We start from the raw sequence: 14,562 nt of genomic DNA, 5'->3' as shown, positions 1-14,562 counted from the left end.
CCGAACGATCCGTCCGAAGAAAGGAGGGATGGCGCCGTGAACGCGCTGGAGCGGCTTGGCAACGGCATCGACGCCTTCATCGACTGGGTGGGCCGCGCGACGTCCTGGCTCACCCTGATCCTGGTGCTCCTCATCGCCACCGAAGTGCTGCTGCGCTATGCCTTCAGTTTGGGGGCGGTGTGGGCCCAGGAGCTGGAGTGGCACATTCTCGCCGTGATCGCCCTGTGGGGCATCGCCTACACCCAGAAGGAGGACGCCCACGTGCGGGTGGACATCCTCTATCACGGCTACAGCCAGCGCACCCGGGACTGGATCGAATTCCTGAGCGCCCTCTTCATCATGACGCCGATCTCCTTCTACGTGGCCTACCTGTCGATCCCCTTCGTGCAGCAGTCCTACGCCATCGGCGAGATCTCGCCGGACCCGGGCGGGCTCACCCACCGCTGGATTCTCAAGTCCTTCGTCACGTCCGGCTTTTTGCTGCTCGGGCTGCAGAGCCTGGCGATCGCCCTCAAGCAGGCGGCGATCCTGTGGCGCGATCGTCGAAAGGGCTGACCCATGCCGATGAACGAAATCCTCGCGATCCTGCTGATCGTCTCCTTCGTCGTCCTGCTGCTCGCTGGCGTGCGGGTCGCCTACGCCATCGCCGCCGCCGGTTTCGTCTTCGGCTTCCTCGGCTTCGGCACCACCCTGTTCAACCTCCTCCCGGCGCGCATTTACGGCGTGGCCACCAACTACACGCTCCTCGCGGTGCCCCTGTTCGTGTTCATGGGAGTGCTCTTGGAAAAGTCTCGCATCGCCGAGGACATGCTGGACGTGATGGGCCACCTGGCCGGGCGGCTGCCGGGCGGCATGGGCATCGCCATCATCCTGGTAGGGGTCATGATGGGCGCGGCCACGGGGATCGTGGGGGCCACGGTGGTAACCCTGGGGCTCATCGCCCTTCCCACCCTGCTCAAGCGGGGCTATCACCACGGACTCGCGTGCGGAGCCATCTGCGCCTCGGGAACCCTGGGCCAAATCATTCCTCCGAGCCTGATCCTGATCCTGCTGGCGGACCTGATGCAGGAATCGGTGGGCACGCTTTTCGCCGCGGCGCTCATGCCGGGCCTGATGCTGGCCGGCCTTTACGTGCTGTACCTTCTGATCCTAGGACAGATGAAGCCCCGGCTAGCGCCGCCCCTGTCCCACGAGGAGCTCGACTCCCTTTCCCGCGGCCAGCTCCTGGTGGAAGTCTTCCGGGGCGTGCTGCCGCCGCTGGCGCTCGTATTCGCGGTGCTCGGCTCCATCATCGGGGGCGTGGCCGCACCCACCGAGGCCGCCTCCATGGGCGCCTTCGGCGCCCTCCTGATCGCTGCCCTCGCCCGCAAGCTTTCCCTGCGGGTGCTGCAAGAGACCATGCGGGAGACCCTTAAAACCACCGCCATGATCCTGTTCATCATCATGGCAGCCCAAGTGTTCAGCCTCGCCTTCCGGGGACTTTCAGGCGAGGACCTGATCGCCGAGTTCATGGCGCTGGTGCCGGGCGGCGTGTGGGGCACCATCCTCTTCCTCATGGTGCTGCTGTTCATCCTGGGATTTTTCCTGGAATGGATCGAGATCTCCTACATCGTGCTGCCGCTCCTGCTGCCGTTCTTCCAGCAGGCCGGCGTGGACATGGTGTGGCTGGCGATGCTGATCTGCATGAACCTGCAGACTTCATTTCTGACGCCGCCCTTCGGCTGGGCCCTTTTCTTCTTGAAGGGCGTGGCGCCGCCGGAAGTGAAGACGATGGAAATCTACAAGGGGGTGATCCCCTTCATCGGGGTGCAGATCGTGGGGCTGGGACTGCTCATGCTCTTTCCCGACATCGCCACGTGGCTGCCGAGGTCCATCGGATGGTTGAAGTGAACCCGCCGGGGCGCCGGGGGCGCTGCGCCCGACGACCCTCCCCGGTGGCGGCCCTTGTCTCCCGTCGTCTCGGTCGCATCGACGGCAGAGTCGCCCGGCGGGAAGCCACGTTTCCGATGGAAATCCATCCGCCGCTTTCCCTGGGACTCTGCGTCGCTCATGAATTGAGCAGCGGTAACGGAAGCGTCGCTGTCACAAGGCGCTCCGGACTGCGGCCGCAGAGTTGTCCACAGGGTTATCCAAAGAAGTTGTGGACAACAAAGGAACTCCCCCGAGTACGCCGCCCTGAATCGCAAGCCCCTAGACGCTATACTTGCCGATAATGCTTTCGCGCCCTCAGAAAACCTCATGATCCACAGCACCCTCGCCACCCGCGGCATCGCCGTCGCGCCCCACTCCCTCGCCGCCCAGTCGGCGCTCGCCGTGCTGCGGGAAGGCGGCAACGCCCTGGAGGCCATGATCGCCGGGGCGGCTACCATCGCCGTGGTCTATCCCCACATGAACGGCATCGGCGGCGATTCGTTCTGGCTGTTCTACGCGCCGGAGGCGGGTGTAAGCTCCATCGACGCCTGCGGCGCTGCGGGAAACCACGCGAGCCGCACGTTCTACCAGGAGCGAGGGCTCGCCGCGATCCCCGTGCGCGGACCCCTCGCCGCTAACACGGTGGCCGGCACCCTGTCCGGCTGGGACCTGGCCTACCAGGTGTCGCGCAACGAATGGGGCGGGCGCTTGCCTTTCGCCCGGCTGCTGGAGGACGCGATCCACTACGCCCGGGAGGGGGTGCCGGTCACCGCCAGCCAGGCGGCGGCGACCGCCGCCAAGCTGGAGGAGCTCAAGGATCAGCCGGGCTTCGCCGAGCGCTTCCTGGTGGACGGCGCACCGCCGGCCGCGGGCAGCCGCTACCTGCAGCCGGCCCTCGCCGCCACGTTGGAGCGGATCGCCCGGGCCGGACCCCGGGACTTCTACGAAGGGGAGCTGGCCCGGGCGGTGGCGGCCGAGCTGGAGGCAGTTGGCAGCCCCCTCACCTTCGAGGACCTGGCGCGGCACCGGGCGGTCATGAAGCCGGCGCTCTCCCTCAAGCACTCCCTCGGCACCGTGCACAACATGGCCCCGCCGACCCAGGGCGTGGTTTCCCTGATGATCCTGGGCATCCTGGATCGGCTCGCCATCGCCGGGCTCGATCCCCTGTCGGCGGATTACGTGCACCGGGCGGTGGAGGCGACCAAGCTGGCGTTCCGCATCCGGGACCGCTACGTGACCGATCCCGCCTACATGAAGGTGGACCCCCAGTCCCTACTGGAGCCGGGCGCCCTGGACTCCCTGGCGGCGGAGGTGGACCTCAAGCGAGCGGCCCCATGGGGACAGGCCACCGCGCCCGGGGACACGGTGTGGCTGGGCGCGATCGACGGCGAGGGCCGGGCGGTCTCCTTCATCCAGAGCATCTACCACGAGTTCGGCAGTGGCGTCGTGCTGCCCGGCACAGGCATCCACTGGCAGAACCGGGGCTGCAGCTTCTCCCTGGACCCGCAGGCGCTGAACGCCTTGGAGCCGGGGCGCAAGCCTTTCCACACCTTGAACCCCGCCCTCGCTCTCTTGAACGATGGCCGCGTGATGGTGTACGGCACCATGGGCGGGGACGGCCAGCCCCAGACCCAGGCGGCGGTGTTCACCCGCTACGCGGCGATGGGCTACGAGCTGCAGCAAGTGGTGTCCATGCCCCGCTGGCTCCTGGGACGCACCTGGGGCAACCCCTCGGACACCCTCAAGCTGGAGCGGCGCTTTCCGGCGCAGGTGTTCGACGAGCTCGCCCGCCGCGGCCACGCGGTGGAGCGGCTGCGCAGCTTCGACGAGGCGGTGGGCCACGCTGGGGCCCTCGTGTTTCATGCCAACGGCATAATGGAAGGGGCCGCCGACCCCCGCTCCAACGGAGGCGTGGCGGGATTCTGATCCGCAGACCATTCACCACCGGCGGCATCAGCGATCGTCCTGAAAATGCTTGACGACCTTCGGCCCTCTTGCCAAGCCCTCTCCCCGGGGAGCGAGGAACCTTCTTTACCGGAGGTTCATAGACGCCGTGCGGCGAGTCATCCCCGGACGCTTCGCTGAAGCGGGGCCTGTTCGCTTTTCCGCCGCCGGGCGCCGGAGATTGATGTCAGCGCTCGCCCTCGGCGCCCTCGCACTGCTTTCATCGATCGGTCCGGCGGGCGCTGCCGATCCCGCCCGGCAGGCGATCCAGCGGGAGCTGCTTGAGCGGCAATGGCAGCAACAGGAATTGCGCCAGCGCCTGCAGGAGGGAGCCGCCAGCCCGGAGGGGGAAGGGGCGGGCAGCCCCGATGCCCAGCGCCGCCGGCTTGAGTTGCAACGGCTGCGCCAGTCCCAGGAGCGGGCCCTGGCGGCTCCGCCCCCTCCTTCGGAGAGCGAAGCGGCGCGGGAAGCCCAGCGGGCCCTGCGGGAGCGGACCTTCCGCGAGGAAAGGGAGCGGCTCGAGGGGCAGCCCCGGCCGGCCCAGGAAGCGCCTGGGGCCGCCTCAGGCGCGGGCGCCCGCTGAGCTTGCCCCCTGCTCCTCCCCTCGCTCGGCAAGCCGGGCGAGCAGCTTCTCGTGGATTCCGCCGAAGGCGCCGTTGCTCATGATGAGCACGTGGTCCCCCGGGCGGGCCTCGGCGGCGATCGCCTCCACCAGTTGGGCGAGATCGCCAAAGGCGGACGCCTTGGCGCCCAGGGGCGCGAGAGCCCCCTGGGCGTCCCAGCCAAGGCCCTCGGTATAGCAGAACACCCGGTCGGCCCAGGCCAGGCTCGGGGCGAGGGCGTCCTTCCATACCCCCAGCTTCATGGTGTTGGAGCGGGGCTCCAGTACCGCTAGGATGCGCCCCCCTTTCACCGCCGGGCGCAAGGCCTCCAGGGTCGAGCGGATGGCCGTGGGATGGTGGGCGAAGTCGTCGTAGACCGTGATGCCGTCCACGGTGCCCCGCACCTCCAGGCGCCGCCGCACGTTCTCGAAGCGCCCGAGGGCCTGGGCCGCCGCCGGGACCGGCACCCCGGCGTGGCGCGCCGCGGCGATGGCCGCCAGGGCGTTCAGTTGGTTGTGGGCACCTAGGAGTGGCCAGCGTACCTCCCCTTCCACGCGACCGGCGTGGAGCACCTGGAACCCGGCCTCCGTAGGCCGCGCTTCCCAGCCGCCGGGGACGCCGAAGCGCTCCACCGGCGTCCAGCAGCCCCGCGCCAGCACCCGCGCGAGGGCTTCGTCGCCTCCGTTCGCCACGATGAGGCCGTTGCCGGGAACGGTGCGTACCAGGTGGTGGAACTGGGTCTCGATGGCGGCGAGATCGGGAAAGATGTCGGCGTGGTCGAACTCCAGGTTGTTGAGCGCCGCGGTGCGCGGCCGGTAGTGCACGAACTTGGAGCGCTTGTCGAAGAACGCGGTGTCGTACTCGTCCGCCTCGATCACGAAGAAGGGTGAGCCGGGGGCGAGCCGGGCGGAGACACCGAAGTTGCGCGGCACACCGCCGATCAGGAATCCGGGTTCGAGCCCTGCGTGCTCCAGGATCCAGGCCAGCATGGAGGCGGTGGTAGTCTTGCCGTGGGTGCCGGCGCAGGCGAGCACCCAGCGGCCCGGGAGCACCGTCTCCGCGAGCCACTGGGGGCCGGAGGTGTAGGGGAGGCCTCGGTTCAGCACCTCCTCCACCAGGGGATTGCCCCGGGACACCACGTTGCCCACCACGAAGACGTCGGGCTCGAGCCCGACCTGCTCGGCGCCGTAGCCCTCGATCAGCTCGATGCCCTGGGCGGCGAGCTGCTCGCTCATGGGGGGATAGACGTGGGCGTCGCAGCCGGTCACCCGGTGGCCGGCTTCCCGCGCCAGCAGCGCGACGCCCCCCATGAAGGTGCCGCAGATTCCCAGGATGTGGATGTGCACGTTGACCCTCAGGTGTGGTTCGCTTCCGCGCCCGCCAAGCCCCACGGCCGAACGGAGCCGGCGGCGCATTTTACGCCGAAACGGCAGCGGGCCCCAGGCCGGCTGCGGACCGGCGCGCCCCGCCGGGCGGCGTTGCGCGGGGTACCGGACTGCCCTTATCATTGCCGCGCACGCAGCGGATGGCGGCTCGTGCTGGGCAATCCGAACGAACCCGAAACGATCATAACGAACGCAGAGGAGTCAAGCGATGGGTAAAGTCATCAGCAAAGCCGACCTGGTGGAGGTCGCCGCGAAGGCCGCGGGCATCAGCAAGACGGCGGCCGCCGAAGCCATCAACGCCGCCATGAGCGCCGTGGTATCCAACGTGGCCAGGGGCAACCGGGTCACCCTGGTCGGATTCGGCACCTTCGCCCCCCGCAAGCGCAAGGCGCGCAACGGCAAGAACCCCGCCACAGGAGAAACCATCAAGATCCCGGCGCGGACGGTGCCCGCTTTCTCCGCGGGCCAGGCGTTCAAGGACGCCGTCGCCGGCAAGAGAAAGAAGTAAGCGTCCGCTTTTCTTCCCCAGCGTCGAGAAGAGCCCCCTGCCGGCGCTCGCCCCTCTCCCCGGCAGGAGAGGGGGGCTGCTTTTTCTTCCTTCAGCCCGGAAAGGCGATAGGCGGGGTAGAAGATCGTCTACGCGCCGCTGGAGGCCTTCTCCCCGCTGTGCAGGCCGCCTATCGGTCGGCCTCCACCTGCAGCGCCTCCAGGAACCGGGATACCATGTTGTACGCGGCCACCGTGACCGTCAGTTCCACCAGTTGCCGCGGATCGAACCAGCGCCGCAAGGGTTCGAACAGGGCATCGGGCACGTGGACGTCCCGGGTCATGGCATCCACGTAGGCGAGCACGTCCCGCGCCCGCTGGTCGAACAGGGGGCTTTCCCCCCACGCCGGCAAGGCCTCGAGCTGCTCCGGGGTGAGGCCCGCCTGCAGGGCGAAGGGCACGTGGGTCCGATACTCGTATTGCGCCTCATTGATCAGCGCCACCCGCAGGATCGCGAGTTCCCGGAGGGCTGGGTCGAGCCGAGTGTGCTGCCGCACCGCAGTCAAGAGCTTGAGCCAGCCTTCCGCCACTGGCGGGCTGTGGAGCAGCGTGGCGTAGAGGTTGAGGAGCCGCCCCCCGCGCTCCTCCCGGATGCGCTCGATCAACGGGGCGAGCTCGGGATGGGTCTGCTCGTTCACCAGGGGAAGCCTGGCCATGCGTCGCTCCCTCGGGCTCATGCGCTGCTGGACGCCTCGTCCGGGTGCCGAGCCAGACGCTCCGTTTCCGCCTTGAAGGTCTCCAGGTAGTCCTGGTAGAACGGTTCCTGGTCGACGTCGCTCCACTGCAGGCCGCAGTAGCCGAGGGCCAGGGAAAAGTCCTGGGCGAAGGCCGCCCGGCCGTAGTCGGTGTCGGTCTCGTCGTAGGCCTTGACAAAACGGTCGACGAAGACCGAGGCCGATGCCCGCGCCAGCCGCTGCAGGACTTCCGCCAGGTCGTCCCGGGAAACGGTAAGCCGGGCCTCCAGCTCCCCTTCCACGGGCTCCCAGCGGCCGACCTTCACCCGCAGCCCGGTCTCCCGGGCGATCTCCTCCTCGAGGGCCGCGGGATCGGCTGGCAGCTCCAGAACGCCGGCATTGCCCACCCGCACGGGGATGCCGTGCTCCAGCTCCACCTCGAAGCCGCTCGGAAGGTCTACCCATTCATGCGTCAGGGGCGCGTCCATGAAAAATCTCCGTGGGTCAGGCCGCCTACGCGCGCGCTTTCAATAGATCCCGGATCTCGGCGAGCAAGGCCGCCTCCTGGGACGGCGCCGGGGCTGGTGGCGGTGGCGCCTCCTTCTCCCGCTTGAGCCGGTTGATCGCCTTCACCACCAGGAAGACCGCCCAGGCGATGATCAAAAAACTCACGATGGCGTTGAGGAACAAGCCGATGTTGAGGGTGACGGCGCCGGCCTTGGCCGCCGCCTCTACGGTGAGGTAAGGGCCCGGCGTCGTCCCCTCCTTGAGCAGGACGAAAAGATTCGAGAAATCCACCCGGCCGAGGAGCAGCCCCACCGGCGGCATGATCACGTCCCGCACCAGGGAGTCCACGATCTTGCCGAAAGCGGTGCCGATCACTACGCCCACGGCCAGGTCCACCACGTTGCCCTTGACGGCGAACTCCTTGAACTCGGCAATCACACCCATGCTCTCCTCCTTTTGCATCGCACATCGATAGGCCGGCCATGCCGGTGTAATCCCCACCGAAGCTCGCCCCCGGCGGGCTCATTTCACCGGGTGGGTGGGTCGGGGTCCGGACGCCTGGTAGTAGGCCATCATCCGAGGCACGAGGGCTTCCAGCATTTTTTTCCGGTTTTCCGGCGACGGGTGGGTGCTCAGGAATTCCGGCGGCCGGCTGTCGCCCAGCCTGGCCATCTTGTCCCACAGGGTCACGGCGGCGCGGGGATCGTAGCCCGCCTTGGCCGCCAGCTCGATGCCAATGCGGTCTGCTTCCGCCTCCATGGTGCGGCTGTTGGGCATCTGCACCGCCAGGGCGGCGGCCAGGGCCGCTCCCGTGGCGGCGATCTGGGGCCGGTCGGAAGCGACGGCGACCCCGGTCACCACCAGGTCGCTCGCCAGGGCCACGGACATCTTCTCCGCGGTGTGGGCCGACAGGGCATGGGCGATCTCGTGGGCCAGCACCTGGGCGAGCTCGTCGTCGCTGGCGTTCAGCTTCTCGATGAGACCGGTGTAGATGGCCATCTTGCCGCCGGCCATGGCCCAGGCGTTCACCGTCTTGGGGTCATGGATCACTTTGATCTCCCAGTCCCACTGCCCGGTCTCGGGCCGGTACTTGACGGCCTGGGCCACCAGGCGCTCGGCGATGCGGTCGATGCGCGCCTTGAGGGCGGGATCCTCGTTCACCTTCCCCTGCTTCTCCAGGGGCGCCAGCATCTGCACGTAGGCCTGCCGGGAGGCAACGATGGCCTGGCTCTCCGACACGAGCATCAACTGGCTGCGCCCGGTGACCGGGTTGGTGGCGCAACCGGCGGCGAGCACCGCGGCCGCCGTCAGGGCTAAGAGGGATCTCATCATGGGTCTTCCTTCGAGTGCGCCTAACTTTGATCCGCGCCGCGGACGACGGTTTCTCAGCGGGACACCGTGGGGCTGGTCGAAAGGATTCTCGGGACGTTTTGTTCATGTCCCATTCTAGCCCGGATTCACGGGAAGCTCGGGAGGACCCGGTGCGGGCCCGGGCTATACTTCAGCGAGAACATCCCCAGGGAGGAGCGCCGGATGGATGCCGACGTACTGGTGATCGGGGCAGGACCCGCGGGAAGTGCCGCGGCCCTCTCCCTCGCCCGGGCCGGCGTGGACGTGATCCTCGCGGATCAGCAGGCCTTCCCGCGGGACAAAGCCTGCGGCGACGCCCTCATCCCTGACGCGCTCCAGGCCCTGGACGCCCTGGGCGTGCGGCTCCAGGTACTCGCCCAGGCGGCGCCGGTCGGCGCGGTGCGCATCCACGCCCCCGACGAAAGCTACGTGGAGTTTCCCGGGGAAGCCGCCTGCCTGCCGCGGCGGCTCCTGGACGATGCCCTGCGCCGCGCCGCGGTGGCGGCGGGCGCCCGCTTTCTGCCTCGGGTGAAGGCCCTCGCACCCCTGGAGGGCCGTGGGGGGGTCGCCGGGGCCCGGTTCCGCCGACGGGGGGACGCCCGTCCCCTGGACATCGGCGCCCGGGTCACGCTCCTCGCCACCGGCGCCGAGCGCAAGTCCCTGGCCCTCTTCGGCCTGGAGGGCCCTCGCCCGTGCCCTGGCGCCGTGGCGGTGCGGGCGTACGTGCACGCGCCGGGCCTGCCTCCCATGCCCTTCCTGTGCCTTGCCTTCCAGCGAACCATCCCGGGGGGCTACGGCTGGATCTTCCCAGGGCCAGCGGGCCGCTACAACCTGGGCGTCGGCCTGTTCGCCCGCGGAGCCAGCGAGGCGGGCAACCTGCGCTTGCTGTGGCGCCGCTTCCTGGAAACTTTTCCACCGGCCCGGGTCCTGGTGAAAGCCGCCACCCGGATCGAGCCCCTGCGGGGCGCACCCCTCGCCTGCGGATTCGACGGGTCCCGGCTGGGACGGCCCGGACTGCTCCTCGCCGGGGAGGCGGCGGGGCTCACCTATCCCCTCTCCGGAGAGGGCATCGGCAAGGCCCTGGAGAGCGGCATGCTGGCCGCCGAGTGCGTACTCGACGCCTTGCGGCGGGGGGAGCCGCCGGAGCAGCTCCTGGCCCGCTACGGGCAGGCGGCCCGCAGCCGGTTCCTGCGCCGCTTCGCGGGCTACCGGGCCGGGGAGCGGCTCCTCGCCTGGCCTGGCCTCATGAACCTGCTCGCCCGCCGGGCGCGGGAGGGCCGCTTCGTCCGGCGCCAGTTGGAGGCGATCTTCGCCGAGACGGCTTATCCCGACAGCCTGTTCTCGGTGCCGGGGCTGCTGCGGGCGCTGGTGACGTAAATCAACCGGCGGTGACGGGCTGCCGCTCGTAGTTGAGCACCGGGGCAAGCCAGCGCTCAGCGGTCTCCAGGTCCCAGCCCTTGCGCCGGGCGTAATCCTCCACCTGGTCTCGGTCCACCTTGCCCACGGCGAAGTACTGGGACTGGGGATGGGAGAAGTAGAACCCGGACACGGACGCGGCGGGCAGCATGGCATAGGCATCGGTGAGCTGCATGCGGGCGTTCTTGTCCGCCGCCAGCAGCCTGAAGAGGGGCCCCTTCTCGGTGTGGTCGGGGCAGGCGGGATAGCCCGGAGCGGGCCGGATGCCGCGATAGTCCTCCCGGATCAGGCGCTCGTTGTCCGCGTCCTCCTCGGGGGCGTAGCCCCAAAACTCCCGCCGCACCCGCCAGTGCAGGTGCTCGGCGAAGGCCTCCGCCAGGCGGTCCGCCAGGGCCTTCAAGAGGATCGCGTTATAGTCGTCGTGGGCCGCCTCGAAGGCCTTCACCCGGGGCTCGATGCCCAGGCCCGCGGTCACCGCGAAGGCGCCGATGTAATCCTTCACCCCCGAGCCCTTGGGGGCGATGAAGTCCGCCAGGCACAGGTTCGGGCGGTCGGGGGGCTTCACCATCTGCTGGCGCAGGTTGTGCCAGGTCATCAGCACCCGGGCGCGGGACTCGTCGGCGTAGATCTCGATGTCGTCGGCCCCCGCGCTGTTGGCCGGAAACAGGCCGATCACCCCGCTGGCGGCGAGCCACTTCTCCTCCACGATGCGCTGGAGCATGGCCTGGGCGTCGGCGAAGAGCTGGCGGGCGGTGGCCCCCACCGCCGGATCCTCCAGGATGGCCGGGTAGCGGCCCCGCAGCTCCCAGGTCTGGAAGAAGGGGGTCCAGTCGATGAAGGGGATGAGCGCCTCCAGGGGATAGTCCTGGAAGACCTTGACGCCGAGGAAAGCGGGCCGCGGGGGCTGGTATTCGGTCCAGTCGGTCTTCAAACCGTGGCGCCGGGCGTCCTCTAGCTTGTGGTGGGGACCCTGGCCTTTCTTCTGGGCGTGCTGCCGGCGAACGCGCTCGTACTCGGCGCGCACCTCGGCCAGATACGGTTCCCGCAGCTCGTCGGAGAGGAGATTGCTGCACACCGCCACCGAGCGGGAAGCGTCCGGCACCCAGATGACCGGGCCCGAGTAGTTGGGCGCGATCTTGAGCACCGTGTGCACGCGGGAGGTGGTGGCCCCGCCGATGAGCAACGGAAGCTTGAAGCCCTCCCGCTCCATCTCCCGGGCCACGTGGCACATCTCCTCCAGGGACGGCGTGATCAGCCCCGAGAGCCCGATCAGGTCGGCCTTTTCCTCCCGCGCCGTCTGCAAGATCTTGTGCGCCGGCACCATGACGCCCAGGTTGATCACCTCGTAGTTGTTGCACTGGAGCACCACGGCGACGATATTCTTGCCAATATCGTGAACGTCCCCCTTCACGGTGGCGATCACCATCTTGCCCTTGGGCCGGGTGTCGCCGAGCCGCTCCTTCTCCGCCTCGATGTAGGGCACCAGGTGGGCCACCGCCTGCTTCATGACCCGGGCGGACTTCACCACCTGGGGCAGGAACATCTTGCCCGAGCCGAAGAGGTCCCCCACCACGTTCATGCCGTCCATGAGGGGACCTTCGATCACCTGGATCGGCCGCTCGTACTTGAGCCGCGCCTCCTCGGTGTCCTCCACGATGTAGTCGGCGATGCCCTGCACCAGGGCGTGCTTCAAGCGCTCCTCCACCGGTGCCTGGCGCCAGCCCAGGTCCTCCTCCTTGGCCTTGCTGCTTCCCTTCACCGTCTCGGCGAACTTGACCATGCGCTCGGTGGCGTCGGGCCGACGGTTGAAGAGGATGTCCTCCACGTGCTCTAGCAGGTCCTTGGGGATCTCGTCGTAGACGCCGATCTGGCCGGCGTTAACGATGCCCATGGTGAGCCCGGCCTTGATGGCGTGGTAGAGGAAGGCGGTGTGGATCGCCGCCCGCACTGGCTCGTTGCCGCGGAAGCTGAAGGACAGGTTGGAGATGCCGCCGCTCACCTTGGCGTAGGGCAGGGTCTGGCGGATGATGCGGGTCGCCTCGATGAAGTCGATGGCGTAGGTGGCGTGCTCCTCCAGGCCCGTGGCGATGGCGAAGACGTTGGGATCGAAGATGATCTCCTCGGGCGGGAAGCCCAGCTCGTCCACCAGGATGTGGTAGCAGCGCTTGCAGATCTCCACCCGCCGCTCCAGGGTGTCCGCCTGGCCCTTCTCGTCGAAGGCCATCACTACCACCGCCGCGCCGTAGCGGCGGGCCAGCAGGGCGTGGCGCCGGAACTCCTCCTCCCCCTCCTTCAGGCTGATGGAATTGACCACGGGCTTGCCCTGCACGCACTTGAGCCCCGCTTCGATCACCTCCCACTTGGAGGAGTCGATCATCACCGGCACCCGGGAGATGTCGGGCTCCGAGGCGATCAGGTTCAGGAACTTCACCATCGCCGCCTTGGAGTCCAGCATCGCCTCGTCCATGTTGACGTCGATCATCTGGGCGCCGTTTTCCACCTGCTGGCGCGCCACCGACAGGGCCCCGGCGAAGTCCCCGTTCAGGATCAGGCGGGCGAAGGCCTTGGAGCCGGTCACGTTGGTGCGCTCGCCAATGTTGACGAACAGGGAATCGTCACCGATGTTGAGGGGCTCGAGGCCCGCGAGGCGCAGCTTCTTCTCGATCACCGGGACTTTGCGCGGTGGAAGATCGGCGACCGCCTCGGCGATGGCGCGAATGTGGGCTGGGGTGGTACCGCAGCAGCCGCCCACGATGTTGATGAGCCCCTCGGCTGCGAATTCCCGCAGGATCCCGGCCATGTACTCGGGGGTTTCGTCGTAGCCGCCGAAGGCGTTGGGCAACCCCGCGTTGGGATGGGCCGAGACGTACACGTCGGCGCACGCCGCGAGCTCTTCCACGTGGGGGCGCAGGTCCTTGGCCCCCAGGGCACAGTTGAGCCCGATGGAGAGGGGCCCGATGTGGCGCACCGAGTTCCAGAAGGCTTCCGGCGTCTGCCCGGTCAGGGTGCGGCCGCTCTGGTCGGTGATGGTGCCCGAGACCATGACGGGAAGGCGCACGCCCCGCGCCTCGAAGAACGCGTCCAGGGCGAAAAGCGCGGCCTTGCAGTTGAGGGTGTCGAACACGGTCTCCACCATGATGAGGTCCACGCCCCCGTCCGTGAGGCCCCGGATCGCCTCGGTGTAGGCCGCCACCAACTGATCGAAGGTGATGTTGCGGAAGCCCGGATCGTTCACGTCCGGCGAGATGGACGCGGTCTTGTTGGTGGGTCCCAGGATGCCGCAGGCGAAGCGGGGTTTCTCAGGCGTCTTTCGGGTCCACTCCTCGGCCACTTCGCGCGCGAGTCGCGCCGCCTCGAAGTTCAACTCGTAGACCAGGTGTTCCATGTGGTAGTCCGCCATGGATACCGCGGTGGCGTTGAAGGTATTGGTCTCGACGATATCGGCCCCCGCCTCCAGGTACTTCCAGTGGATCTCCCGGATAATCTGGGGCTGGGTGAGGGTAAGGAGGTCGTTGTTGCCCTTCAGCTCGTGGGGAAAATCGGCGAAGCGCCGCCCCCGGTAGTCGGCCTCGCTCAAGCCGTAGCTCTGGATCATGGTGCCCATGGCCCCGTCGAGCAGCAGGATGCGCTCCTCCAGGAGGCGTCTCAGCAACGGCAGGCAGTCGGCACGGTTCATGGGCGAGATCCCCTAGGATGAAACATAAAAAATTCAAGTTTAACATGGATATCCCATCCGTCCGGGACCACGGCAAACCCCGGCTCCCCTATAATGGGAGCCCAGTCGAGGAAAGATCGGCATCGTGAAACACATCGCCATGAAGCACCTCAGCCCCAAGCAGGCCTATGAGTTCCTGCAGGCCAACCCGGACGCCCTATTCATCGACTGCCGCAGCGAGATCGAGTACCTGTTCGTAGGCCACCCGGTCGGGGCGCACCACGTCTCCTGGAACGACGGCCCGGACTGGGAGGTGAACCCCCATTTCGTAGGGCAGGTGAAGAAGCTCGCCGGCACCGACCACGCCTCCCGCCCCATCGTCCTCATCTGCCGCAGCGGCAACCGCTCCGCCGAGGCGGGCGCGGCCCTGGAGAAGGCTGGGTTTAAGCACGTGTACAACGTCACCCATGGCTTCGAGGGGGACCTGGACGAGAAACACCACCGCAGCACCAAGAACGGTTGGCGCTATGAGGGCCTGCCCTGGGAGCAGTGCTGATTTCAGGGATCAGAAG

The 14,562-nt window shown here is 68.2% G+C and carries 13 protein-coding genes; 7 read left to right on the top strand and 6 right to left on the bottom strand.

Annotated features, from left to right (window positions below):
* Positions 1-36 precede the first annotated feature (36 nt).
* The 4 genes from ACTFO6_RS04020 to ACTFO6_RS04005 all read left to right on the top strand — a co-directional run bounded on the left by ACTFO6_RS04020 (position 37) and on the right by ACTFO6_RS04005 (position 4,438).
* Entirely contained in the window at positions 37-555 is a 519-nt protein-coding gene (locus ACTFO6_RS04020) for a TRAP transporter small permease subunit (RefSeq protein WP_439933164.1), read from the top strand.
* A 3-nt stretch (positions 556-558) separates the two neighbouring features.
* Complete coding sequence (locus ACTFO6_RS04015; RefSeq protein WP_439933163.1) at positions 559-1,890, top strand: TRAP transporter large permease; 1,332 nt, start codon at positions 559-561, stop codon at positions 1,888-1,890.
* A 348-nt stretch (positions 1,891-2,238) separates the two neighbouring features.
* Entirely contained in the window at positions 2,239-3,837 is a 1,599-nt protein-coding gene (locus tag ACTFO6_RS04010) for a gamma-glutamyltransferase family protein (protein WP_439933162.1), read from the top strand.
* 202 nt (positions 3,838-4,039) lie between these two features.
* Positions 4,040-4,438, top strand: coding sequence for a hypothetical protein (locus ACTFO6_RS04005; RefSeq protein WP_439933161.1), 399 nt, complete (start codon positions 4,040-4,042; stop codon positions 4,436-4,438).
* On the opposite strand, the gene mpl is transcribed toward ACTFO6_RS04005, so the two are convergent.
* On the bottom strand, positions 4,418-5,872 hold the full coding sequence (gene mpl, locus ACTFO6_RS04000; protein WP_439933160.1) for a UDP-N-acetylmuramate:L-alanyl-gamma-D-glutamyl-meso-diaminopimelate ligase: 1,455 nt from the start codon (positions 5,870-5,872) through the stop codon (positions 4,418-4,420). The genes ACTFO6_RS04005 and mpl overlap by 21 nt on opposite strands.
* A gap of 178 nt (positions 5,873-6,050) precedes the next feature.
* Between mpl and ACTFO6_RS03995 the strand changes: the two genes are divergently transcribed.
* Positions 6,051-6,350, top strand: coding sequence for an HU family DNA-binding protein (locus ACTFO6_RS03995; RefSeq protein WP_439933159.1), 300 nt, complete (start codon positions 6,051-6,053; stop codon positions 6,348-6,350).
* A gap of 169 nt (positions 6,351-6,519) precedes the next feature.
* On the opposite strand, the gene ACTFO6_RS03990 is transcribed toward ACTFO6_RS03995, so the two are convergent.
* The 4 genes from ACTFO6_RS03990 to ACTFO6_RS03975 all read right to left on the bottom strand — a co-directional run bounded on the left by ACTFO6_RS03990 (position 6,520) and on the right by ACTFO6_RS03975 (position 8,901).
* On the bottom strand, positions 6,520-7,044 hold the full coding sequence (locus ACTFO6_RS03990; RefSeq protein ID WP_439933158.1) for a carboxymuconolactone decarboxylase family protein: 525 nt from the start codon (positions 7,042-7,044) through the stop codon (positions 6,520-6,522).
* A 17-nt stretch (positions 7,045-7,061) separates the two neighbouring features.
* On the bottom strand, positions 7,062-7,550 hold the full coding sequence (locus ACTFO6_RS03985) for a hypothetical protein (RefSeq protein WP_439933157.1): 489 nt from the start codon (positions 7,548-7,550) through the stop codon (positions 7,062-7,064).
* Between the two features lie 25 nt (positions 7,551-7,575).
* Positions 7,576-8,013 (bottom strand): large conductance mechanosensitive channel protein MscL, encoded by a 438-nt coding sequence (gene mscL / locus ACTFO6_RS03980; protein WP_439933156.1) that lies wholly within the window; start codon positions 8,011-8,013, stop codon positions 7,576-7,578.
* Positions 8,014-8,091: 78 nt separating this feature from the next.
* Positions 8,092-8,901 carry a M48 family metallopeptidase gene (locus ACTFO6_RS03975; RefSeq protein WP_439933155.1) on the bottom strand — a complete coding sequence of 270 codons (810 nt, stop codon included), beginning with the start codon at positions 8,899-8,901 and terminating at the stop codon, positions 8,092-8,094.
* 201 nt (positions 8,902-9,102) lie between these two features.
* Between ACTFO6_RS03975 and ACTFO6_RS03970 the strand changes: the two genes are divergently transcribed.
* Entirely contained in the window at positions 9,103-10,296 is a 1,194-nt protein-coding gene (locus tag ACTFO6_RS03970) for an NAD(P)/FAD-dependent oxidoreductase (RefSeq protein WP_439933154.1), read from the top strand.
* 1 nt (position 10,297) lies between these two features.
* Here the strand turns inward: ACTFO6_RS03970 and metH are convergent, their stop codons facing one another.
* Positions 10,298-14,011, bottom strand: coding sequence for a methionine synthase (gene metH / locus ACTFO6_RS03965; RefSeq protein ID WP_439933153.1), 3,714 nt, complete (start codon positions 14,009-14,011; stop codon positions 10,298-10,300).
* Positions 14,012-14,150: 139 nt separating this feature from the next.
* On the opposite strand from metH, the gene ACTFO6_RS03960 reads away from it, so the two are divergent.
* Complete coding sequence (locus ACTFO6_RS03960; RefSeq protein ID WP_439933404.1) at positions 14,151-14,546, top strand: rhodanese-like domain-containing protein; 396 nt, start codon at positions 14,151-14,153, stop codon at positions 14,544-14,546.
* Positions 14,547-14,562 lie beyond the last annotated feature (16 nt).

It is taken from the genome of Pelomicrobium sp. G1, from assembly GCF_051905455.1.
Taxonomy (GTDB): Bacteria; Pseudomonadota; Gammaproteobacteria; order Burkholderiales; family UBA6910; genus Pelomicrobium.
Note: the sequence above shows the minus strand (reverse complement) of the source record. Positions and strands in the feature narration are given on the sequence as shown.

Bases quoted from the DNA above. Each gene is read 5' to 3' on its own strand.
- mpl (WP_439933160.1), bottom strand. From the start codon at position 5,872: ATGCGCCGCCGGCTCCGTTCGGCCGTGGGGCTTGGCGGGCGCGGAAGC.
- ACTFO6_RS03975 (WP_439933155.1), bottom strand. From the start codon at position 8,901: ATGATGAGATCCCTCTTAGCCCTGACGGCGGCCGCGGTGCTCGCCGCC.
- ACTFO6_RS03985 (WP_439933157.1), bottom strand. From the start codon at position 7,550: ATGGACGCGCCCCTGACGCATGAATGGGTAGACCTTCCGAGCGGCTTC.
- ACTFO6_RS03990 (WP_439933158.1), bottom strand. From the start codon at position 7,044: ATGGCCAGGCTTCCCCTGGTGAACGAGCAGACCCATCCCGAGCTCGCC.
- ACTFO6_RS03995 (WP_439933159.1), top strand. From the start codon at position 6,051: ATGGGTAAAGTCATCAGCAAAGCCGACCTGGTGGAGGTCGCCGCGAAG.
- mscL (WP_439933156.1), bottom strand. From the start codon at position 8,013: ATGGGTGTGATTGCCGAGTTCAAGGAGTTCGCCGTCAAGGGCAACGTG.
- ACTFO6_RS03960 (WP_439933404.1), top strand. From the start codon at position 14,151: ATGAAGCACCTCAGCCCCAAGCAGGCCTATGAGTTCCTGCAGGCCAAC.
- ACTFO6_RS04010 (WP_439933162.1), top strand. From the start codon at position 2,239: ATGATCCACAGCACCCTCGCCACCCGCGGCATCGCCGTCGCGCCCCAC.
- ACTFO6_RS04015 (WP_439933163.1), top strand. From the start codon at position 559: ATGCCGATGAACGAAATCCTCGCGATCCTGCTGATCGTCTCCTTCGTC.
- ACTFO6_RS03970 (WP_439933154.1), top strand. From the start codon at position 9,103: ATGGATGCCGACGTACTGGTGATCGGGGCAGGACCCGCGGGAAGTGCC.
- metH (WP_439933153.1), bottom strand. From the start codon at position 14,011: ATGAACCGTGCCGACTGCCTGCCGTTGCTGAGACGCCTCCTGGAGGAG.
- ACTFO6_RS04005 (WP_439933161.1), top strand. From the start codon at position 4,040: ATGTCAGCGCTCGCCCTCGGCGCCCTCGCACTGCTTTCATCGATCGGT.